The organism is Paracoccus tegillarcae, assembly GCF_002847305.1.
Taxonomy (GTDB): Bacteria; Pseudomonadota; Alphaproteobacteria; order Rhodobacterales; family Rhodobacteraceae; genus Paracoccus; species Paracoccus tegillarcae.
In genome coordinates this window covers 2378210-2399412 of the sequence record NZ_CP025408.1, presented here as the reverse complement: position 1 = coordinate 2399412, position 21203 = coordinate 2378210, and the positions used below count along the sequence as shown (strand labels likewise).

The 21203-nt window shown below is 63.0% G+C and carries 19 protein-coding genes; 5 read left to right on the top strand and 14 right to left on the bottom strand.

Annotated elements, in window-relative coordinates; all coding sequences use genetic code 11:
• Window positions 1–21: 21 nt before the first annotated feature.
• From murB to bhcA, 5 genes are all read right to left on the bottom strand, one after another.
• Window positions 22–966 carry a UDP-N-acetylmuramate dehydrogenase gene (gene murB / locus CUV01_RS11735; protein WP_101460639.1) on the bottom strand — a complete coding sequence of 315 codons (945 nt, stop codon included), beginning with the start codon at window positions 964–966 and terminating at the stop codon, window positions 22–24.
• 137 nt (window positions 967–1103) lie between these two features.
• Entirely contained in the window at window positions 1104–2069 is a 966-nt protein-coding gene (gene bhcD, locus CUV01_RS11730; RefSeq protein ID WP_101460638.1) for an iminosuccinate reductase BhcD, read from the bottom strand.
• 104 nt (window positions 2070–2173) lie between these two features.
• Window positions 2174–3337 (bottom strand): 3-hydroxy-D-aspartate aldolase BhcC, encoded by a 1164-nt coding sequence (gene bhcC, locus CUV01_RS11725; protein WP_101460637.1) that lies wholly within the window; start codon window positions 3335–3337, stop codon window positions 2174–2176.
• Between the two features lie 3 nt (window positions 3338–3340).
• Window positions 3341–4297, bottom strand: coding sequence for a beta-hydroxyaspartate dehydratase BhcB (bhcB, locus tag CUV01_RS11720; RefSeq protein ID WP_101460636.1), 957 nt, complete (start codon window positions 4295–4297; stop codon window positions 3341–3343).
• Window positions 4297–5487 (bottom strand): L-aspartate--glyoxylate aminotransferase BhcA, encoded by a 1191-nt coding sequence (bhcA, locus tag CUV01_RS11715; RefSeq protein WP_101460635.1) that lies wholly within the window; start codon window positions 5485–5487, stop codon window positions 4297–4299. Before bhcA ends, bhcB begins: the two co-directional genes overlap by 1 nt.
• 168 nt (window positions 5488–5655) lie before the next feature.
• On the opposite strand from bhcA, the gene bhcR reads away from it, so the two are divergent.
• Window positions 5656–6501, top strand: a complete 846-nt coding sequence (bhcR, locus tag CUV01_RS11710) for an HTH-type transcriptional regulator BhcR (protein ID WP_101460634.1) — start codon at window positions 5656–5658, stop codon at window positions 6499–6501.
• A gap of 7 nt (window positions 6502–6508) precedes the next feature.
• Here bhcR and CUV01_RS11705 read toward each other — a convergent pair whose 3' ends face one another.
• The 3 genes from CUV01_RS11705 to CUV01_RS11695 form a co-directional block, all read right to left on the bottom strand.
• Window positions 6509–7798, bottom strand: coding sequence for a PQQ-dependent sugar dehydrogenase (locus tag CUV01_RS11705; RefSeq protein WP_101460633.1), 1290 nt, complete (start codon window positions 7796–7798; stop codon window positions 6509–6511).
• 92 nt (window positions 7799–7890) lie between these two features.
• Window positions 7891–8256 (bottom strand): YigZ family protein, encoded by a 366-nt coding sequence (locus CUV01_RS11700; protein WP_101460632.1) that lies wholly within the window; start codon window positions 8254–8256, stop codon window positions 7891–7893.
• Entirely contained in the window at window positions 8256–8912 is a 657-nt protein-coding gene (locus tag CUV01_RS11695) for a transglycosylase SLT domain-containing protein (RefSeq protein WP_157994840.1), read from the bottom strand. The genes CUV01_RS11700 and CUV01_RS11695 overlap by 1 nt, the downstream gene beginning before the upstream one ends.
• A gap of 287 nt (window positions 8913–9199) precedes the next feature.
• On the opposite strand from CUV01_RS11695, the gene gatB reads away from it, so the two are divergent.
• Window positions 9200–10714, top strand: coding sequence for an Asp-tRNA(Asn)/Glu-tRNA(Gln) amidotransferase subunit GatB (gene gatB / locus CUV01_RS11690; protein WP_101460630.1), 1515 nt, complete (start codon window positions 9200–9202; stop codon window positions 10712–10714).
• Window positions 10715–10807: 93 nt separating this feature from the next.
• On the opposite strand, the gene CUV01_RS11685 is transcribed toward gatB, so the two are convergent.
• The 3 genes from CUV01_RS11685 to gltX form a co-directional block, all read right to left on the bottom strand.
• Window positions 10808–11329, bottom strand: a complete 522-nt coding sequence (locus tag CUV01_RS11685; RefSeq protein ID WP_101460629.1) for a cell wall hydrolase — start codon at window positions 11327–11329, stop codon at window positions 10808–10810.
• A gap of 130 nt (window positions 11330–11459) precedes the next feature.
• Complete coding sequence (gene gltA / locus CUV01_RS11680; protein WP_101460628.1) at window positions 11460–12752, bottom strand: citrate synthase; 1293 nt, start codon at window positions 12750–12752, stop codon at window positions 11460–11462.
• Window positions 12753–12820: 68 nt separating this feature from the next.
• Window positions 12821–14224: a glutamate--tRNA ligase gene (gene gltX / locus CUV01_RS11675; RefSeq protein WP_101460627.1), complete on the bottom strand. Its 1404-nt coding sequence runs from the start codon at window positions 14222–14224 to the stop codon at window positions 12821–12823.
• A gap of 118 nt (window positions 14225–14342) precedes the next feature.
• Between gltX and CUV01_RS11670 the strand changes: the two genes are divergently transcribed.
• A complete protein-coding gene (locus CUV01_RS11670) occupies window positions 14343–16544 on the top strand; it encodes a ComEC/Rec2 family competence protein (RefSeq protein WP_232962202.1) in 2202 nt (733 codons plus the stop codon).
• On the opposite strand, the gene CUV01_RS11665 is transcribed toward CUV01_RS11670, so the two are convergent.
• The 3 genes from CUV01_RS11665 to CUV01_RS11655 form a co-directional block, all read right to left on the bottom strand.
• Window positions 16541–17533, bottom strand: coding sequence for a Dyp-type peroxidase (locus CUV01_RS11665; protein WP_101460626.1), 993 nt, complete (start codon window positions 17531–17533; stop codon window positions 16541–16543). The genes CUV01_RS11670 and CUV01_RS11665 overlap by 4 nt on opposite strands.
• A 64-nt stretch (window positions 17534–17597) precedes the next feature.
• Entirely contained in the window at window positions 17598–18209 is a 612-nt protein-coding gene (locus CUV01_RS11660; protein ID WP_101460625.1) for a class I SAM-dependent methyltransferase, read from the bottom strand.
• On the bottom strand, window positions 18206–19570 hold the full coding sequence (locus CUV01_RS11655; protein ID WP_101460624.1) for an aminotransferase: 1365 nt from the start codon (window positions 19568–19570) through the stop codon (window positions 18206–18208). The genes CUV01_RS11660 and CUV01_RS11655 overlap by 4 nt, the downstream gene beginning before the upstream one ends.
• 226 nt (window positions 19571–19796) lie before the next feature.
• On the opposite strand from CUV01_RS11655, the gene CUV01_RS11650 reads away from it, so the two are divergent.
• Window positions 19797–20465, top strand: a complete 669-nt coding sequence (locus CUV01_RS11650) for a 3-oxoacid CoA-transferase subunit A (protein ID WP_101460623.1) — start codon at window positions 19797–19799, stop codon at window positions 20463–20465.
• Entirely contained in the window at window positions 20462–21097 is a 636-nt protein-coding gene (locus tag CUV01_RS11645; RefSeq protein WP_101460622.1) for a 3-oxoacid CoA-transferase subunit B, read from the top strand. The genes CUV01_RS11650 and CUV01_RS11645 overlap by 4 nt, the downstream gene beginning before the upstream one ends.
• The last annotated feature ends 106 nt before the right edge of the window (window positions 21098–21203 follow it).

Here is a 21203-nt window from a genome sequence, read left to right as displayed (position 1 = left end):
CAAAAGCCCATTTTTTTCGCATCAGTCCGCCGGGGCGTCCTCGGGCAGGGGATCGCCAACGCGGATCACCTCCCATTGCAGATCAAGGCCGCTTTCTTCCATCACGCGGCGGCGCACCAGTTCGCCCAGTTCCTCTAGCTCGGCCGCCGTCGCACCGCCTGTGTTCAGCAGGAAATTCGGGTGCTTTTCCGACATCTGCGCCCCGCCCCAGCTATGCCCGCGCAGACCTGCCGCATCAATGAGCGACCAGGCCTTCAACTCATGCGTATCGTCTGCGCGTCCGGTGCTGCTGAAACCGGCGGGATTGCGAAAGGTGGATCCGGCGCTGCGATCCTTGGTCGGCTGTGTTTCGTCGCGTTTGGCCAGTTGATCCGCCATCTTCGCGTGCAGCGCATCCGGATCGCCCTTGCCGGCGCGAAAGCGCGCCTCGGTCAGAACCCAATCAGCCGGCAGTTCGGAATGGCGATAGGCAAAGCGCAGATCATCGGGGCCAAGCGTGACCTGCTGGCCGTCGCGCGTGACGGCCACGGCCTCGATCAGATGGTCGGCGACATAGCTGCCATAACAGCCGGCGTTCATCCGCACGGCGCCGCCGATACTGCCCGGAATGGTGCGCAAGAAGGTCAAATCCAGGCCGGCATCAGCCGCGCGCCGGGCCACATGCGCATCCAGCGCCGCAGCGCCGGCGGTCACCGTGTCGCCTTCAACCGCGATGCCATTGAACGCGCGACCGAGCCGGATCACCACACCGCGGATGCCGCCGTCGCGAACGATCAGATTGCTGCCAACACCGATCGGAAAGACCGGGACATCCGGTTCCAGCTGCGCAAGGAACGAGGCCAGATCTTCGGGATCGGCAGGCTGGAACAGCCAGTCGGCGGGGCCGCCAACACGCAGCCATGTCAGGCCATCCAGCGGCCGGTTCGGCGTCAGCACGCCGCGAGTATCGGGTAAATTCTGGGTCATCCGCTGCTGGTAGTGCTGCCCGCGCAGGTCGTCAACATGATGGTGTAGCGCGGCACGGCGTGGGCCATCCCGCCCGTCCGCCTTGGTCGTGGGTGATCTTGGCCAGGCGGGACGGGCCGCCCGCAGCGATCATCGCCTCAGAAATCGACCTCGATGGCCACGCCTGCCTCAACCGCCAGATCGACCACGGCAGCCGCCACAGCCAGATCCTGCAACCCGACCCCTGTGCCGTCAAACAGCGTGATCTGATCATCCGAACTGCGCCCTTCATGCGTGCCGTTGATCACCGCACCAAGCTGCGTGATGTCGGATGGCTTGATCAGGCCCCGGGCGACGGCGTGCTGGGCCTCGCCAAGCGCGACCGATTGCGCAACCTCATCAGTGAACACCGCTGCGCCCGCCAATATGCGGGGATCGAGTTCCTGCTTGCCCTTGGTATCCGTGCCCATGCAGGCGATATGCGTGCCGGGGCTGACCTGATCTGCGCTCAGGATCGCATCGAAGGATGAGGTGATCGAGATGATCACATCCGCCGCGACCATGCCATCCAGCTCGACCGCCTCAAAGGGCAGCCCGGCCTGCGTCGCCACGGCTTCGAGGTTCGGCAGCATTTCGGGATGCAGGTTCCAGCCGATGACCTTGTCAAAGCTGCGCTGTTTCAGCGCGGCGCGCAGTTGGAACGTCGCCTGATGGCCCGCGCCGACCATGCCCAGAACACGGGCATCGGCGCGCGCCAGATGGCTGATCGAAACGGCCGAGGCCGCCGCCGTCCGCAGCGCGGTCAGCAGATTGCCGCCGACCATCGACCTGACCTTGCCGGTATCGGGATCGAACAGAAAGATCGTCGACTGGTGATTGATCAGCCCGCGCTTTTCCAGATTGTTGGGCCAATAGCCCCCCGCCTTGAGCCCAAGCGCCAGACCCGCACGGTCGAACCCGCCCTTGAAGCCGTAAAGCGCGTCCTCATGCCCGATCGCCTCTCGCACGACGGGGAAGTTGCGGGCATCCCCCGCAGCCATCGCCGCAAACACCTTTTCCACCGCGTCAAAGGCGGCCTCTTGGGTCATCAGGTTCGCGATCTCGCGTTCGGCTACGATCAGCATGTCATGTTCCTGTCTGGGGCAGCCCGCCTTGCGCCTGACGCGAGGGCCAGACGCAGGGGCTGTCATCTACGGTGGGGTCCCGCCCGGTCTACGCGCGGGATTGGTCAATACGCCTTGCCGCGCGCCGAGACCGGCCACAGCGTTTCGGCCTTGCCGTTCCTGACACCGACATACCAGTCGTGGACATTGGCCGTCGGGTCGCAATGGCCCGGCACCAGCCGCAGCTTGTCGCCCACCTTCAGCACACCATCCGGGTCGGCAATCACGCCGTGTTCATCGGAACATTTGATATATTCGACATCGTCGCGGCCATAGATCACCGGCAGGCCACTATCGACGGATTGCGCCTTGAGGCCTGCGTCGCAGATGGCCTTGTCCGGTTTGGCATGGCTCATGACCTGGGTCAGGATAAAGAAGGCGTTTTCCCATTCACCCTGATCGATCCGCTTGCCGTCCTGATCCAGAATGCGGCCATAATCGGCATCCATGAAGGCGTAGGACCCGCATTGCAGCTCGTTATAGACGCCGGAATCGGACTCGAAGTAATAGCTGCCGGTGCCGCCGCCAGAGACCAGTTCCGCCTCCAGCCCCTCGGCTTTCAACGCCGCGACCGCGTCCTTGACCTGCGCGATGGCGATGTCCAGCTTTTGCTTGCGCGCCTCGTAGCTGTCCAGATGTTGCATCGCGCCCTGATAGGCCTGAATGCCCGAAAAGCGCAGGTTCGGCGCCTGTTCGACGGCTTTGGCGATCTCGACCACGGCCTCTGAGGTCGTTACACCGCAACGCCCGGCACCACAGTCGATTTCGACAAGCACCTGCAATTCCGTGCCATGCTTCTGCGCGGCCTGGGACAGTTCGTCCACATTGGCCGGATCATCGACACAGACGATGACACTGCTGCCCAGTTTCGGCAATTGCGCCAGTCGGTCGATCTTTTGCGGATCGCGGACCTGGTTGGACACCAGCACATCCTTGATCCCGCCGCGCACGAACACCTCGGCCTCGGACACTTTCTGACAGCAAACGCCAACCGCGCCGCCCAGACGTTCCTGCAATTTGGCCACATCGACGGATTTGTGCATCTTGCCATGGACCCGGTGCCGCATCCCATGCGCGCGGGCATAGTCGCCCATCTTCTTGATGTTGCGTTCCAGCGCATCCAGATCCAGCACCAGACAGGGGGTCTGAATGTCGGCCTCGTCCATGCCCGGACGGGCGGGAATGTCGAAACCGACCTGAAGATCCTCGAATTTGACGGCTGCGTTCATGGCTCAGGCTCCTTCGGTCCAGGGCAGGCGGTCAAGATCGACATTGCCGCCAGTGATGATGACACCGACGCGCTTGTCCTTGAAACGCTCGGCATTCTTGAGAATTGCGGCCAGCGGAACGGCGCTGGAGGGCTCGATCACGAGGCGCAGATATTTCCAGCCAAGCCGCATGGCGTCGACGATTTCCTGCTCGGATACGGTCAGGATGTCGGACACATGGTTTGACACGAAATGCCAGGTCAGATCCTTCAGCGGCACTTTCAGACCATCGGCCACGGTCTGCGGCGCATCATCTGCGATCAGCTGCCCGGCCTTGAAACTGCGATAGGCATCGTCGGCCTGTTCCGGCTCTGCGGCGATGACCTGCGTATCCGGGGCCAGTTTCGCCAGCGTCAGGCAGGTGCCCGAGATCATCCCGCCGCCACCGATGGGCGCGGTGACGATATCCAGGCCGCCGGTCTGCTCGATCAGTTCCTTTGCGCAAGTGCCCTGTCCCGCGATCACGCGCGGATCGTTATAGGGGTGCACGAACTCGCTGCCGGTCCGGGCCTGCACCCTGGCAAAGGTTTCCTCGCGAGATGAGGTCGATGGCTCGCATTCGGTGATCGTGCCGCCATAGCGGCGCACCGCGTCCTTTTTGGCCTCGGGCGCGGTGTGCGGCATGACTACATTGCAGGGAATGCCGCGCAACCCGGCGGCATAGCTGAGACACAGCGCGTGGTTGCCAGACGAATGCGTCGCAACACCCGCAGCGGCGCGGTCGCGGTCAAGGCTGAACACCGCATTGGTGGCGCCGCGCACCTTGAATGCGCCCGGCTCTTGCAGGTTTTCGCACTTGAAGAACAGCCGCGCGCCACTTAGCGCGTTCAGGTGATCCGATTGCAGCACCGGGGTCAGGCGGATATGCGGCCTGATCCGCTCATGCGCGGCCAGCATGTCCTGATAGCTGGGGATATCCATCACGCGGCGTCCCTGTGCGCGATTGCAGGATTGCTGCGGTAATAGTCCTGTGCGGCTGCGACGCCCGAACCCAGACGGATATCCAGCCCCAGGTCGGCCATGCACATCTCGGCGGTGGCGATCCCTGACAACATCATGACATCGGTCATGCTGCCCAGATGGCCGATACGGAACACCTTGCCCGCAACCTCGCCCAGCCCGGTGCCGAATGCGACGCCATAGGTGTTGGCCGCATGGTTCACGATGGCGGTGGCGTCGAACCCCTCAGGCGTACGGATCGCGCTGACCGTGTCGGAATAAACCGACGGATCCACAGCGCAGAGGTCCAGGCCCCATGCCCCGATCGCGGCACGCACGCCCTGGGCGATGCGGTGGTGGCGGGCAAAGACGTTCTCCAGCCCCTCATCCAGCAGCATCCGGCAGGATATGTTCAACCCGTTCAGCAGGCCCACCGCCGGGGTATAGGGATAGGCGTTATTGGCGTATCCCCTGGCCATGTCATGCACATCAAAGAAGGTGCGCGGCAGGGTCGCCGTCTCGGTCGCCTCCAGCGCCTTGGGACTGAAACCCACAATCGCGAGACCCGCACTGAGCATAAAGCCCTTTTGCGAGCCGGTGACGGCAACATCGATACCCCAGTCGTCAAACCGAAAATCCATCGACCCGATGGAACTGACACCATCGACGAACAGCATCGCAGGATGGCCTGCCGCATCCAGCGCGCGGCGCACGGCCGCAATGTCGGATGTCACGCCGGTTGCGGTTTCGTTATGCGTCGCCAGAACCGCCTTGATCCGGTGTTCCTTATCCGCCGTCAGGATCTCTTCATAGCGATCCGCAGGCAGTCCCCTGCCCCAGGGCGTCTCGACGATCTCGACATCAAGCCCGTGGCGCTGGCACATGTCGATCCAGCGATGCGAAAACATGCCGTTGCGCGCGGCCAGAACCCGGTCGCCTGCCGACAGTGTATTGCTAAGCGCCGTTTCCCAGCCACCGGTGCCGGTCGAGGGAAAGATGAAAACCTCGGCCTTGTCGCTTTTCAGAACCTTGCGAACACCGCAGCGGGCGGGATGCAGGATCTGCCCGAACAAGGGCGACCGATGGTCGATCGTCGGCATGTCGCAAGCCTTGCGCAGGTTCTCGGGGATATTGGTCGGCCCCGGAATGAAAACAGGATTCTGAAAGCTCATGACGATCTCCTTAGGTCAGCCAGACGACCATAACCAAGCTGCGCACACACCCCAACTTTTTTGAAAATGTTTTTCAGTCTGGTCTCAGGTCGCAAAAATTATTCGTTGTCAGCATGTTGCATTTTTCATATTATGAAATCGTCTTTCAATTAATTACCGGGACTGTTTATGGCCTCGCAGGATAATCGTGAAACCGGTGCGCGCAGGGCCCGTGGCAGGCCGCGTGACTGGGACGACAAGACCGACCAGAACACCATCAAATCGCTGGATCGCGCCATGGCGGTGCTGGATTATCTCAGTCAGGCGCAAGGCAAGGCACTGACCACCATCGCCAGCGAGATGGGCCAGTCGCCAGCCACCGTCTACCGCATCCTTGTCACGCTGGAAGGTCGCGGGCTGGTCGAATTCGATGCGGCCGAACAGGTCTGGCATATCGGTCCGCGCGCCTTTGTCATCGGTGCCCGCTTTCTGCGTCGGACAAGTCTGGTGGATCGCGCCCGCCCGGTGCTGCGCAAGCTGATGGAGGCGACCGGAGAGACCGCCAATCTGGCCATCGAAAAGGAAGGCGGCGTCCTGTTTCTCAGCCAGGTCGAGACCCACGCAAGTATCCGGGCCTTCTTTCCGCCCGGAACGATTTCACCGATGCACTGTTCGGGCATCGGCAAGGCGCTATTGGCGCATATGGACAAGGACCGGCTGGATCGCTGGCTGACGGATGCCGCGCTGAGCGCGTATACCAGCCACACCATCACCGACGGTCCCGCATTGCTGCGCGATCTCGCCTCGGCCCGCGCCTCGGGCTTTGCGGTGGACAACGAGGAAAGAAACGCCGGCATGCGCTGCATCGCCGCTCCGGTCTTTGACATGAATGGCGAGGCGATTGCCGGTATCTCGGTCTCGGGGCCGACCAGCCGGGTCAGCCGCGATCAGATTGACCAGCTGTGCCGCCCGGTCATCGCCGCAGCGGCAGAACTGACAACGGCCATCGGCGGGATTGCGGCGTCCGAGGGTTAGCGCGTGCTCACGCGCCGGTCACCCGCCAGATGATATTGCCCACGTCATCCGCCATCAGCAGCGAGTGGCCGTCCGGACCAATCACGACACCAACCGGGCGACCATAGGAAAACTGTTCATCAGGGGACAGAAAGCCCGACAGAATATCGTGCGGCGCACCCGAGGGCTTGCCATCCGCAAAGGGCACAAAGATCAGCCGGTATCCCGACAGGGTCGAACGGTTCCACGACCCGTGCTGACCAATGACCATCCCATCGCCAAATCCGGGCAGCGTGCCTTCTGGCATCCAGCACAGACCAAGCGAGGCGGTATGCCCGCCAAGCGCATAGTCGGGCTGGATCGCGCGGGCGACCAGATCAGCGTCCTGCTGCACCCGATCATCGACGATTTTGCCCCAATAGCTGTAGGGCCAACCATAGAACCCGCCATCCTGAACCGATGTCAGATAGTCAGGCGGCGTCTCATCGCCCAGCCCGTCGCGTTCGTTCACCACCGTCCATAGCTTGCCATCGACTGGCTCCCACGCCAGCCCGACCGGGTTGCGCAAGCCGGTTGCGAATTCTCGCGCGTCGCCGGTTGCCAGATCCAGTTCCCAGATCGAGGCGCGCCCTTCCTCGGCGGCAAGCCCCTGATCGCCGATATTCGTCTGCGAACCGACACCGGCATAGATCTTGCTGCGATCGGGGCTGACGATCAGGCTGCGGGTCCAGTGACCGCCCGGCTTGAAATCGACCAGTTTGCGGCCCTCGCCGCTGATCCGGTCGTCCCCATCGGTATAGGGATAGGCAACGATACCGTCGGTATTGCCGACATAGAACGTGCCATCGACCAGAGCCATGCCGAAGGGCTGGTTCAGATCGGTCAGAAAATCATGGCGTTCTTCGGCGGTGCCATCGCCATCAGGATCGCGCCACAAAGAGATGCGATTGGCGCTTTGGCCCATCGCATTGGCGCGCTTCATCGTGCCGACCATCGCGCGGTCAAACAAGCCTCTGGGCGGGCGTTCGATCTGCAGCGCCTCGGCCACCAGCACATCGCCATTGGGCAGCACCTCGATCCAGCGCGGGTGATCCAGCCCGCTGGCAAAGGCATTGACCTGCAACCCCGGCGCGGCCTGCGGCATGTGACCATCATCCCAGCCCTTGGCTGTGGGCATTTTCAGCGTCATGACGCCCTGTTTCTTCGCTTCGGGGATATCGGGCGCATCGCCCATGGCTTGCACCTTGGGCGCCGAACCCCGACGCATTTTCACCATCACGCCACCGATCATGGTGGCCACCCGCGTCACGAAATCCATAGAGATCCTCATTGGTATACCGTCCGCATCTTACTGACGCATGAGGCATAGGCCAGCAGGTTTTTCCCCAGCATTCGGCGCATCGGTCAGGGCTAAGTCGCGTCCAACCGATCCAGATAATGCCGCACGGCATCGGCGACATGGCGGAAACGATCGCCGCCCAGATGCTTGCCGCCATACCAGCGCGTGACAATCACGACGTGATCGTCCACGCCTGCGCGCTGCAGCATTTGCAGCATCAACTGGCCAGCGCCGCTTTCGCCATCGTCATCCTTGACCGGCTCGCCCGACAGGATCGCGGCCCAACTGTTATGCGTGGCTTTCTGAAACCGCTTGGATCGCTTCAACTGCGCCAGCAGTGCATCGACCCCATCGCGGTCGCGGACAGGCCCGCCGCTGACCGCATAGCGAGAGCCCCGGTCACTGATGATCTTGTCGTAAACCGTCAGGCCAGCCATCAGGCCGGCGACTGGCAGTAGCTTTGCTGGCTGGTCCAGGCGGCAATATCGGCGCGCTTGGCGGAACTGCGCATCGGCGCCCAGTCTCGCGCCACACCGCGCCAGTTGCCGCCGGCCCGCGCGACGGCATTGTCGCGCGACACCTGCCTGGACATGATCTTGACGGCGCAGGCCATGTTGTCCGCCCCGTTCAGCATCCCGCCCGAGCAGCCATAGCCCTTCCATGTCGCAGGCGAGATCTGCATCAGACCCAGCCATTTGCCGCCGCCACCCTTGGCCTGCGGGTTATAGGTGCTTTCGTGCTTGGCCAGCGCCGACAGCAGCCCGGCCCAGAACGCCCGCCGCCCCGAAGGTCCGCGCTCGGCATAGCCGGGACAATAGGCGCTGATATCCGAAGGTACGCGATCCATGATCTGCACCCCGTGCCGATCCAGCGCCGCCAGCGTCGCCTGCGTCCAGGCATCCGATCCGCCATTGGCATCCCACCGCATGTTCACCTGAGGCGCCGAGGCAAAGGCGGCAACCGCCGGCTGCTCGATCTGGGGCGCGGCAGGCGGCCGGGCCGTATCGCCTTGTTGAGTCTGAGTGGTATTTTCACAACCCGCGGCCGCAAGGGCCAGCATGGAAACGACGGCAATCTTGAGTGAAATCCGCATTCGAGCGCTTTTTGGTAGTTGGCTTTCACCCGTCGCTATTCGATATTTCCCGATGTGCATACGGATTAATCGGTAAAGGCTTTGTCATTAAGTTGGCTCGGCAATAATCGGCCTATGGGCGACGGCAAGGGTCCGGATACCGCGCAGCCGGGCAAGTGCCGCGTTCAGACCCCCGGTTGCGCCAGGCTAACCGACGACCCATCCAGCCGGACGAACCGCCACCCGACCCTTGCCGCGCCCCCGGCGCTGCCGTAAAACCCGGCCAAAGCTTAGCGAGGCCTGAACCCATGCTCGACCACCTGTCCTTTACCGCCCCCGAACCCAAGGTGATTTCCGGTGCCAAGCAGGATTGGGAACTGGTCATCGGGCTAGAGGTGCACGCGCAAGTCGCCAGCAACGCCAAGCTGTTTTCCGGCGCCTCGACCGGCTTTGGCGCAGAGCCGAACAGCCATGTGGCCTTTGTCGATGCGGCGATGCCCGGCATGTTGCCCGTGATCAACGAATTCTGCGTGGCGCAGGCGGTCAAAACCGGCCTGGGCCTGAAAGCACAGATCAATCTTTTCAGCGCGTTTGATCGCAAGAACTACTTCTACCCCGATCTGCCGCAGGGCTATCAGATCAGCCAGCTTTACCACCCCATCGTCGGTGAGGGCGAAGTGATCGTCGACATGGGACCGGGCGTCGCGCGGCGCGTGCGGATCGAGCGGATCCACCTGGAACAGGATGCCGGCAAATCCGTCCACGACATGGACCCCAACATGTCCTTCGTCGATCTGAACCGCACCGGCGTCGCGCTGATGGAGATCGTCAGCCGCCCCGATATTCGCGGCCCCGAAGAGGCCGCCGCCTATGTGTCGAAAATCCGCCAGATCATGCGCTATCTGGGCACCTGCGACGGCAATATGCAGAACGGCAACCTGCGCGCCGACGTGAATGTCAGCGTCTGCAAGCCGGGCGACTATGAGAAGTTCATGGAAACCGGCGATTTCGGCCATCTGGGCACGCGCTGCGAAATCAAGAACATGAACTCGTTGCGCTTTATCCAGCATGCCATCGACGTCGAGGCTCGCCGCCAGATCGCCATTATCGAAGACGGCGGCACCATCACGCAGGAAACCCGGCTGTACGATCCAGACAAGGGCGAAACGCGGTCGATGCGGTCCAAGGAAGAGGCGCATGACTACCGCTATTTCCCAGATCCCGACCTGCTGCCGCTGGAAATCGACCAAGCTTGGGTCGATGACATCGCTGGCGCCATGCCCGAGCTGCCCGATGAGAAAAAGGCGCGGTTCGTGAAGGATATGGGCCTGTCGGAATATGACGCAGGCGTGCTGACCGCCGATGTCGAGAACGCCAATTATTTCGAGGCCGTGGCGCAAGGCCGCGACGGCAAGATGGCCGCGAACTGGGTCATCAATGAACTTTTCGGTCGCCTGAACAAAGAGGACCTGACGGTCGAGACCTCGCCCATCGCAGCCGCACAGCTGGGCGGCATGATCGACCTGATCGCCAAGGGCGACATCTCGGGCAAGATTGCCAAGGACGTGTTCGAGATCCTGTGGTCCGAAGGCGGCGATCCGGCGGAAATCGTCGAGACCCGCGGCATGAAACAGGTCACCGACCTCGGCGCCATCGAAGCCGCCGTCGACAAGATCATCGCGGAAAACCCTGAGCAGGTCGAAAAGGCCAAGCAGAACCCGAAGCTTGCAGGCTGGTTCGTGGGTCAGGTTCTGAAAGCCACCGGCGGCAAGGCCAACCCCGCAGCGGTGCAGCAGTTGGTGGCACAAAAGCTGGGCGGGTGAGGGCGGAGTCGCTCGTCCGTCGACCCTTGATCCAGCTTTAGCCCACCCTCGCGCGCGGCTGTGAAGCCCCCGCGCGCGGCAAACGGCGCAGGCTTACCGACCGATGCCGTCCACCGGCCGCAGCGGTACGCGTTGCGTTACCAGACGGCTTTTCCGTTTCTCGTAGAACGAATTTCCGCCCGCGGTCAGCACGTAATGCATGTTGTCATAGGAAAAGCGGTAGCCATAGGTGTGGAAGAACCGGGCATTTCCGACCCCCGGGGCCCGCTCGCCACGTAGCACGGCGACCGCAGCCTCTTGGACATCGGGCAGCGCCTTGGAGTTCATCTGACGCGTCATCACTCCGGGGGCGAACTGGTTCTTTTGCCCCACCACGCCGCAGACCGTATTTGGGAAATCATCCGAGGCCACGCGGTTCATCACCACGTTGCCGACCGCGATCATGCCGGTGCGGCTGGATCTGTTCGCTTCGAAAAAGATCGCGCGCTCCATGCAGTTCAGGTCGCTTTTGGAACTGCGCCGACCGCTACTGGAATCGCCCCCGCAAGCGGTCAAAAGCACCGCCACCAATGCCACCGAAGTGACCAATCTTATCCGCATCCCGGTTTTTACCATGTTTATGCTTCATCTGCTCGTTGGCCCCAATATGCTGTGCTTTGATCAGCATTTCAACGAGAATCGCAGGCGTCAGCGGTCTTTGCGGCCGCATAGCAAAAAGGCCCCCGAGGGGGCCTTTTCATCAAGTTCAGCGATCACTGACCGTGATATAGTCCCGCTTGCCGCTGCCCACATAAAGCTGGCGCGGACGGCCAATCTTGTTTTGCGGATCGGCGATCATTTCCTTCCACTGGGCGATCCAGCCCACCGTGCGCGACAGCGCAAAGATCGGCGTGAACATCGAGGTCGGGAAGCCCATGGCCGACAGGATGATGCCGGAATAGAAATCGACGTTCGGATACAGCTTTTTCGAAACGAAGTAATCGTCCTCGAGCGCGATCTTTTCCAGTTCCTTGGCGACTTTCAGGGTCTCGTTATTCTCGATGCCCAGCAGGTCCAGAACCTCGTCAGCCGATTCCTTCATCACCTTCGCGCGCGGGTCAAAGTTCTTGTAGACCCGGTGGCCAAAGCCCATCAGGCGGAAGGGATCATCCTTGTCCTTGGCCCGCTTGATGTATTCCGGAATGCGGTCGACGCTGCCGATCTGTTGCAGCATCTCCAGCGCCGCCTGGTTGGCGCCACCATGTGCCGGACCCCAGAGACAAGCGATACCCGCCGCGATACAGGCAAACGGGTTGGCACCCGACGACCCGGCCAAACGTACGGTCGAGGTCGATGCGTTCTGTTCGTGATCGGCATGCAGCGTGAAGATGCGGTCCATGGCGCGCGCCAGGGCCGGATCGGGGGTATATTTCGTCGCCGGAACCGAGAAGCACATGTTCAGGAAATTCGACGCGTAATCCAGATCGTTCTGCGGATAAACGAAGGGCTGGCCGATCGAGTATTTATAGGCCATCGCGGCAATCGTCGGCAGTTTGGCGATCAGCCGGATTGCTGCGACTTCGCGCTGCCAGGGATCGGCGATGTCGGTGCTGTCATGATAAAAGGCTGACATCGCGCCCACAACGCCGACCATCGTTGCCATCGGATGCGCGTCCCGGCGGAAACCACGGAAGAAATTGTTCATCTGCTCGTGGACCATCGTGTGATGGGTCACGCGGTTCTCGAAATCCTCGAGTTGGCCCTCATCCGGCAATTCCCCGTAAAGCAGCAGGTAGCACACTTCCAGATAGTGCGAATTCTTGGCAAGCTGCTCGATCGGGTAGCCGCGATACCACAGTTCGCCCTTGTCGCCATCGATGAAGGTGATGGTCGAATCGCAGCTGGCGGTCGACGTGAAACCGGGGTCATAGGTGAAAACATCCGCCTGACCATAAAGCTTGCGGATATCGACCACTTCGGGGCCGATTGTCGGCTTCAGGATCGGCAGGTCAACGGACTTGCCGTCCAGCGTCAAGGTTGCGGATTTGGTATCGGCCATACGGTACTCCCTCTTTCGACTATGCGGGCGCCCTGAACAGAACGGCGCACCGGGTTAGGACACAGATCTCAGCCTGCCTGAACCAACTGATCGTTAAGCCGGGCCAGCGTTTCGTCGCGGCCAAGCGCCAACATCATATCGAACACACTCGGGGTCGAACTCCGACCGGCCAGAGCCGCCCGAACCGGCGCTGCGACCTTGCGCAGGCCGACACCGTTTTCCTCGGCTACGGTCTTGGCGGCTTCCTCAAGATCGTCTCGCGACCAGCTAGCATGCTGCAGTGCGGCAGTCAATGATTTCAGCATACCACGGGATACCGTATCCAGCGCCTTTGCTGCCTTATCCTCGATATCGACAGGCCGGTCGATCAGTGCAAAGCGCCCCTGATCCAGCAGGGCCGGCAGGGTTTTTGCTTTTTCTTTCAATACCGATAGCGCCGGTTCCAAACGTGACGTCTGAACCTCGTTCAGATCGGGCTGATTTGTCTCTGCCAAAAACGCACGAATTTCGTCCAACAGCGCGGCATCATCCATCTGACCGATATGCCAGCCGCTTACATGTTCCAGTTTCTTGAAGTCCAGCCGCGCCGGTGCACGCCCGATTCCCGACAGATCGAACCATTCGCGCGCCTGCGCATCGCTGAACAGCTCGTCATCGCCATGGCTCCAGCCAAGCCGCGCCAGATAGTTCCGCATCGCGACCGCCGGATAGCCAAGCGCCGCAAACTCGTGCAGGCCAACCGCGCCGTGCCGTTTCGACAGCTTCTTGCCGTCTTCGCCGTGGATCAGCGGGATATGCGCGAAAACCGGACGTTGCCAACCCATTGCATCAAAGACCTGAACCTGCCGCGCCGCATTTGTCAGGTGATCGTCACCACGGATGACATGGGTAACGCCCATGTCGTGATCATCCACCACCACCGCCAGCATATAGACCGGCGTGCCATCCGAACGTAACAGAACCATGTCATCAAGCTGATCATTGGCAAAGCGCACCTCGCCCTGCACCTGATCGTCAATCACGGTTTCGCCCTCGCGCGGCGCGCGCAAACGGATCGCGTAAGGCGCATCCGCCGGCCGATCCGCGGCATCAGCATCCCGCCACGGGCTGGGGAAAGGTTGGCGCGGATGCGATTCGCGCCATTCGGCGATCTCCTGAGGCGTCGAATAGCAGCGATAGGCGGCACCGTTATCCAACATCGCGCGCGCAACCTCGGCGTGGCGGTCACGGCCCTCGAACTGGCTGACCGGCTCTGCATCCCAGTCCAGGCCAAGCCATTGCAAGCCCTTCAGCAACGCCTCGGTCGCCTCGGGGGTAGAGCGCGCGCGGTCGGTATCCTCGATCCGCAGCAGGAACCGGCCACCCCTCCCACGGGCATAAAGCCAGTTGAACAGCGCCGTCCGCGCACCCCCGACATGCAGGTAGCCGGTCGGCGAAGGGGCAAAGCGGGTGACGATCTGGGTGTCGGACATGGAACAGCCTTCTGGTGGCAATCGGGTCAGCGCCCTGGGTGCCGTTAACCTTCTGGAAAGGCGGCCCGTGGCAGGATTTGGGCGAAGGAATAGAGAAGCCGCACGGGAAGGACAAGAATTGACAGCCCCGACGGTCGCGGCCCGGCACGCCCTGCCCGGCTTTAGCCAGGGCCAACTGCGCCCGCAGCGGGTCAGCACCCGCCCGATCCGCCCCGCTGCCGCCGCGCGGGCGGGCCTGATGCCGTGGGTGCCGGTGGGCCTGGCCGTCGGGATCGGGCTATGGTTTTCGCTGCCGGTGCAACCGGCGGGCCTGGCCTACGGGCTGCTGGTTCTGCTGTGTTTGGCTGCACTGACCTGCGGCCGTCAGGCACAACTCATGGCCGAAAGCGGCCGCATCGGCTGGCACAGCGCCGATGTGCTGCGCCTGTCGGCCTGGGCCGTGCTGCTGGTGGCCTGCGGGTTTGCGGTCAGCGGTCTGCGCTCTGCGCGTGTCGACGCGCCGGTGCTGGGGTGGCGGTATTATGGCGCGGTCGAGGGTCGGGTGGTCGAGATCGACCGCTCTGGACGCGACCGGATGCGGATCACGCTGGATCAGGTCGTCTTGCAGAACCTGTCGCCTGCGCGCACCCCCGGCAAGGTCAGGCTGTCGCTGATGAACCGTGCCGCAACCGACCTGCCCGAACCGGGACAACGGGTCATGCTGACGGGCCACCTGTCGCCGCCCCCCGGTCCCGCCGCACCGGGCAGCTTTGATTTTCGTGGCTTTTCCTGGTTTCAGGGCCTGGGCGCGGTCGGGTATACGCGCAACCCGATCCTGACCGTCGCACCGCCGCAGGGTGGCATCTGGGTCATGCACCGCGCGCAGCGCAGCGTCGCACGGGCCATTCAGGACCGGATAGGAGGGCAGGCAGGTGCGGTCGCCGCAGCCCTGATGACCGGCGACCGATCCGGTATTACCGAGGCCACGAATGAACTCATGCGGGCGTCGAACCTTTATCATATCATCTCGATTTCGGGCCTGCATATGGGCATGTTGGCCGGCTTTATCTACGGGTCAGGCCGGCTTCTGCTGGTGGGCGCACAGGCCGGCGGGCTGCGACCGCGCTGGCCCGCCCACAAGATCGCCGCCGTGCTGGCGATGACCGGGGCTGCGATCTATCTGCTGCTGTCGGGCGGCGGCGTCGCGACCGAGCGCGCCTTTATCATGGTGGCGGTCATGCTGGCCGCGATTCTGGTCGATCGGCGGGCCATCTCGCTGCGCAGCGTCGCCATCGCGGCCACGCTGATCCTGATCCTGAACCCCGAGGCTCTGTCATCGCCGGGCTTTCAGATGAGCTTTGCCGCCACCATCGCCCTGATCCTGATCTATGGTCCCTGGGCGCGCGTCGCGCCGCACATTCCGTGGTGGCTGCGGCCGGTGCTGATGCTGGTCGTCTCGTCCTTCGTGGCGGGCATGGCCACCGCGCCCATCGCCGCCGCGCATTTCAGCCGGATGGCGCAATACGGACTGCTGGCCAATCTGCTGGCGGTGCCGGTCATGGGAACGCTGGTGATGCCCGCAGGCGTGATTGCGGCATTGCTGGCACCTCTGGGGCTGGAGGGACCGGCACTGTGGGTGATGGGTTTGGGCACCAACTGGATGCTGGCCGTGGCCCGCTTTGTTGCCGGTCTGGACGGGGCGGTGACCGCCATCGCGCTGCCGCCGGGGATCGTTCTGCCTTGCCTTGGGGTTGGCTCGGTGCTGGCAATCCTGACATGGCGGCGTGACCCGATAAGCGGCCCCCCGCGCCTGTCGATCATGGGCTGCACCTTTGGCTGCGCGTTGGTGCTGGCAGGCTTTGCGGTCTGGATCACGTCCAGCCGTCCCGCCCTGCTGATCGCGCCAGAGGGCGAGGCGGTGGGGTTGATGACGCCCGCTGGACGTTCAGTATCCAAATCATCAGGCGGGTCATTCGTGGTAAAGAACTGGCTGCTGGAGGATGGCGATGCCGCGACGCAGGAACAATCGGCCGCCCGCGCAGCCTGGTCGGGCGAGCGGCGCGAACGACAGGCCGCGATTGCAGGCACCGATTGGGGGATCACCCATCTGACCGGCAAAGGCGCGGCAGAGGCAGCCGCAGAGCACTGTACTGCCAACATGATCGTGGTTGTCAGTGACAAGGTCGGCGACACAGCCGGGACCGAGCCGCGCTGCATCCTGATCGACCTGACATCCTTGCGTGAAACCGGCGCGCTAAGCGTCGATTTCACCGACGGCGCGCCGCGCTTTCGCACAACCGCCGATATGGGCGGGCAGCGGCCCTGGACGATGCAGCGCTAATCGGCGGCTTTGCCCAAGCGCGCATTTGCCGTCTCGACCAGCCGCGCCAGCGCGGGGCGTGATGGCGCAAAAAAGGTCACGCCCGTCACCGGCGTCGAGAAATCGAGGATCAGATCATATTCGCCGGGCGGATCGCCGATGAACATGTTCTGAAGCATCTTCTCCGTCACCCAAAGCCGGCGCGAATAGCCGATGAAATAGGTCCCGAACTCACCCTGCCCAGCCCGGCCGAAGGGCATGTTGTCGCGCAGAATGTCCAGTTCTTCCCCCGAGGCATCGGTGACCGTGTTCAGCGTCTTGTGCGATTTGCGCGGGGCGTAGTCGTCGGGCAGCTCGATATTGGCCAGCTTGGTGCGGCCAATGATCGCCTCTTGCTGGTGGTTGGATACCCTTTCCCAACGGGCCAGATCATGCAGGTATTTCTGCACCACGACATAGCTGCCGCCCGCGAAATCCGCGTCCTCGTCTGCCGTCACCAGCGTGGCCTGAGGCAGATCGACGCCTGTCGGATTGGCCGTCCCATCAACAAAGCCCAGCAGATCACGCGCATCGAAATAGCGGAAACCCACGACCTCATCGACCACGTTCACCGCATCGCCAAGCGTTTCAAGGATCATCTTTTCCAGTTCAAAACACATATCCTGCCGCGCGCAGCGGATATGAAACAGCAGATCACCCGGGGTCGACGGCGCGTGATGCACATCGCCCCTCAGTTCCTTGAACAGGCGCAGGTCGCGGGGGCGGTGATTGGGGGACATACGGTCCCAGGCCGGGCGGCTGATGCCCAGGATGCAGGACAAAGTGGCGGCTTGATCGCGAAAGGCCACGGTCTTGACCAGATCCTCCAGCCCGTCCAGCGCATCAATAACCGTGGAAAGCGCCGCCTGTACGGGATCGACGGTGACGACCAGAAAGATCGCCGCGCCGGTCAGTGGCGTGTCGATGTCCTGCGGGTCCAAGGGGGTGCTGTCTGAAACCGGCGACGTCATATTCGTTCCTCCGCTTGCAAAGGACTGGCTGCATGGCGAAGTCAGCCACCCTCCGCTTTGCAGGTCAAGGCTGCTGTGACAAAGCCAGCCATTCCCAGATTATCCCGGCAAGCCGGCTATCTTGTTGCTGCGCATCAACCCTGACGCACCTCTGCAATCGCAGGCCCTGCGCCTCGGCCAGCGCGATCGCGCCACCTGCATCGGGCGGAAACACACCGCGTTCGACCGCGAGGGGACCGTGGCGCAAGGACATCACCAGCAACCCATCCGGCGCGAGCAACGCTGCCAGATTACGCATGGCGTCGGCACGGTTGTCGGGCGGGACATGATGCCAGACCGCGCTGACGGTCAGCAGGTCAAAGCCGGGCCGCGCGCTCAGCAAGGCCAGATCCGGCAGCCCGTCGGCGATCCAACAGACATCGGCATCGGGGTGGCGGCGCATCGCCTCGGCGCGCAGTTCCGCTACGGGTTCGGCCGCCACGACCTTATGCCCCAGTTCCGCGAACCAACTGGCATCGCGGCCGCTGCCCGCGCCGATATCGGCTATCCGGGCCGGCGGTGCCGGGAACAGGTCGATCACCGGCGCGAAGTGACCCGAGACCGAAATCTCCTCGTATCTGGCCGCCAGTTCTGCGCTGTTGGCGGCGTAGATGGCCCGCGCCGGATCGCGGCTCATGCGACCTCGGCAAAGACCTTTTTCAGCGCCTGTTCCAGCTTGTCGAACATCTCATCCATCTGCCCTTCGTTCAGGATAAAGGGCGGGCAGAGCACGATGGACTGGCCAAGCGGGCGGCAGATCAGGCCCAGATCGGTGCAGGTATTGGCAATGCGTTCGCTGACCGACAGCGAGCCATCAAAGGGTTCGCCGGTGTCCTTGTTCTTCACCGCCTCCAGCGCCCACATGAAACCGACGCCGCGCAACTCTCCGATATGGTTCGACCGCTCCATGATCGCGCGCAGACCTGTCTCCAGCCGCGGGGCCAGACGTCTGACATTCTCGGCCAGACCCTCATTCATCACCACGTCGATGGCCTTCAGCGCGATGGCGCAACCAACCGGGTGACCGGAGGCGGTAAAGCCATGCGGGAATTCCTCGATCTTCTCGATGGCCGCCTGCAGACGATCCGACAGTTCCGGCCCAAGGATCACCGCACCCATCGGGAACAGCCCGGCGGTCAGGTTCTTGGACGAGATGATCGCGTCGGGCATGAAATCATAGGTCTGACAGCCCCAGGTGTTCCCGGTGCGCCCGAAACCGCAGATCACCTCGTCCGAGATCATCGGGATGTCGTGTTTGCGCAGGATCGGCAGGATCGCCTGGAAATAGCCCTCGGATGGCGGGATCACGCCGCCCGCACCCATCACCGGCTCGGCAAAGAAACCCGCGATGGTGTCGGCCCCTTCGCGCTCGATGGTTTCCTCCAACTCGCGCGCCATGCGCTGCGTGAACTGTTCCTCGGTCTCGCCCTTTTCGCCAAAGCGCCAGTAATGCGGGCAGGTCAGGTGGATGAAGCCGTCCAGCGGCAGGCCGAACACCTCGTTATAGGGTTTGCCGGTCATGGATGCCGACACTGCCGTCACGCCGTGATAGGCGTTGAACCGGGTCAGAACCTTGCGCTTTTGCGGCTTGCCCTCGGATGCGTGCAGGAACCACAGCATCTTGACCATGGTGTCATTCGCCTCGGAGCCCGAATTGGTATAAAAGACCTTGCCGCGCTCGAACGGCGAGACCTCGACCAGCTTTTCCGACAGCATGACCGTCTGGTCCGACATCCGCCCGAAAAAGGCGTGATAGCCGGGAAACCGGTCATATTGCGCCTTGGCCGCATCAGCCAGACCCTTGTGGTCAAAGCCCGCGACCATGTTCCACAGGCCCGAATTCGCATCCAGATAACGTTTTCCATTCACGTCAAAGACATAGGGGCCCTCGCCATGTGTCACCACCACGGCACCGCGCTGATGCACACTGGGCAAATCGGTAAAGCCATACAGCGAATATTCGTCGGCGCGCGCTTCCCAGCTTTGCGGTTTGTTCATCAGACGGACCTCCGGGTTCGGGTTTGGCGCGACGCTATCCCCGCGGCGAGGGCCGCGCAATGGGCAGCATGCTCGCGCGGGCGATCTGACCATTGCCGGGCGGGCCGGCAGGCGAACTGACTGCTGAACTTGGCAGTTTGGCTGGCGCCGCCGCTTTACAAGGGCTTACGTTCGGATGCAGCCTGTCCGGACGTGCCGCCAAGTGGCGACGAAAGGATGACCGCGCTTGATCGACAAGACCGTCCCTGACCCCGTGCAAGCCGTCGCCGCGATCCCCGACGGGGCATCGGTGATGGTGGGAGGGTTCGGCAATGCCGGCATTCCCTTTGGCCTGCTGAACGCGCTGGCCGACCGAGGCGCGCGCGATCTGACCATTATCTCGAACAATGCCGGCGAAGCAGAGGCAGGCATCGCCCGCCTGTTGATGCAGGGGCAGGTTCGCAAGATGGTCTGTTCTTATCCGCGCACGCCGGGATCGGTCTGGCTGCAACGCCGTTATGCCGCAGGCGAAATCGAATTGGAGGTCATGCCGCAAGGCACGCTGGCCGAACGCATGCGCGCCGCCGGCGCCGGGCTGGGCGGGTTCTTCACGCCCACCGGCTTTGGCACCATGCTGGCCGACAACAAAGAGACCCGCATGATCGACGGTCGCGGCCATGTGTTCGAGACCCCGCTGCCCGCCGATTTCGCGCTGATTCGCGCCGAGACGGGCGACCGTTGGGGCAACCTTGCCTTTCACGCGACGGCGCGGAACTTCAACCCGGTGATGGCGATGGCGGCGCGATGCAGCATCGCCGAGGTGCGGCACCTGTCCACGACCCCGCTGGACCCCGAACGCGTGGTCACACCCGGCATCTTCATCGACCGCCTTTGCCCCTATGAGGTCCGGCCATGAACCGGCGCAACGAGATCGAACTGGCCGCGCGCGTGGCCCGCGACATTCCCGACGGCGCCTATGTCAATCTGGGCATCGGCAAGCCCGGCCGCGTCGCCGCGCAAATCCCGGCTGGCCGAGACGTGATCCTGCATTCAGAAAACGGTATCCTCGCGCTAGGCCCCGCGCCGGCGGCCGGACAAGAAGACCCGGAGTTGATCGACGCCAGCAAACGGCCTGTCACCGCCCTGCCCGGCGCGTCCTATTTCGGACAGACCGACAGTTTTGCGATGATGCGCGGCGGGCATATCGATATCGCGGTGCTGGGTGCTTTTCAGGTGGCCGAAAATGGCGATCTGGCCAATTGGGCGACGCTGGACCAACGCCACCCGCCAGCCGTTGGCGGTGCGATGGATCTGGTCGCGGGGGTGCCGACCATACTGATCATCATGGATCATCTGGACCGCGATGGCCGCCCGAAACTGCTGCGCCGCTGCACCTATCCGCTGACCGGGCCTGCCGTGGTGGCGCGGGTCTATACGGATCTGGCGGTGCTGGATATCGCTCCAGAGGGATTTCGGCTGGTCGAACTGACGCCGGGCAACGCTCTGGACGAGGTTCAGGCGGCGACCGGCGCGCCTATCCACGTCTGAGCCAATCCCCGCCCAGGCCCGCTCAAGCCCAGGCCCGTCCAAGCCTGGGCCCTTCCAAAGAAAAGCCCCGCCCCGGCATCTGCCGGGACGGGGCCAAGTCTCAAGG

Bases quoted from the DNA above. Each gene is read 5' to 3' on its own strand.
- murB (WP_101460639.1), bottom strand. From the start codon at position 966: ATGACCCAGAATTTACCCGATACTCGCGGCGTGCTGACGCCGAACCGG.
- bhcD (WP_101460638.1), bottom strand. From the start codon at position 2,069: ATGCTGATCGTAGCCGAACGCGAGATCGCGAACCTGATGACCCAAGAG.
- bhcC (WP_101460637.1), bottom strand. From the start codon at position 3,337: ATGAACGCAGCCGTCAAATTCGAGGATCTTCAGGTCGGTTTCGACATT.
- bhcB (WP_101460636.1), bottom strand. From the start codon at position 4,297: ATGGATATCCCCAGCTATCAGGACATGCTGGCCGCGCATGAGCGGATC.
- bhcA (WP_101460635.1), bottom strand. From the start codon at position 5,487: ATGAGCTTTCAGAATCCTGTTTTCATTCCGGGGCCGACCAATATCCCC.
- bhcR (WP_101460634.1), top strand. From the start codon at position 5,656: ATGGCCTCGCAGGATAATCGTGAAACCGGTGCGCGCAGGGCCCGTGGC.
- CUV01_RS11705 (WP_101460633.1), bottom strand. From the start codon at position 7,798: ATGGATTTCGTGACGCGGGTGGCCACCATGATCGGTGGCGTGATGGTG.
- CUV01_RS11700 (WP_101460632.1), bottom strand. From the start codon at position 8,256: ATGGCTGGCCTGACGGTTTACGACAAGATCATCAGTGACCGGGGCTCT.
- CUV01_RS11695 (WP_157994840.1), bottom strand. From the start codon at position 8,912: ATGCGGATTTCACTCAAGATTGCCGTCGTTTCCATGCTGGCCCTTGCG.
- gatB (WP_101460630.1), top strand. From the start codon at position 9,200: ATGCTCGACCACCTGTCCTTTACCGCCCCCGAACCCAAGGTGATTTCC.
- CUV01_RS11685 (WP_101460629.1), bottom strand. From the start codon at position 11,329: ATGGTAAAAACCGGGATGCGGATAAGATTGGTCACTTCGGTGGCATTG.
- gltA (WP_101460628.1), bottom strand. From the start codon at position 12,752: ATGGCCGATACCAAATCCGCAACCTTGACGCTGGACGGCAAGTCCGTT.
- gltX (WP_101460627.1), bottom strand. From the start codon at position 14,224: ATGTCCGACACCCAGATCGTCACCCGCTTTGCCCCTTCGCCGACCGGC.
- CUV01_RS11665 (WP_101460626.1), bottom strand. From the start codon at position 17,533: ATGACGTCGCCGGTTTCAGACAGCACCCCCTTGGACCCGCAGGACATC.
- CUV01_RS11660 (WP_101460625.1), bottom strand. From the start codon at position 18,209: ATGAGCCGCGATCCGGCGCGGGCCATCTACGCCGCCAACAGCGCAGAA.
- CUV01_RS11655 (WP_101460624.1), bottom strand. From the start codon at position 19,570: ATGAACAAACCGCAAAGCTGGGAAGCGCGCGCCGACGAATATTCGCTG.
- CUV01_RS11645 (WP_101460622.1), top strand. From the start codon at position 20,462: ATGAACCGGCGCAACGAGATCGAACTGGCCGCGCGCGTGGCCCGCGAC.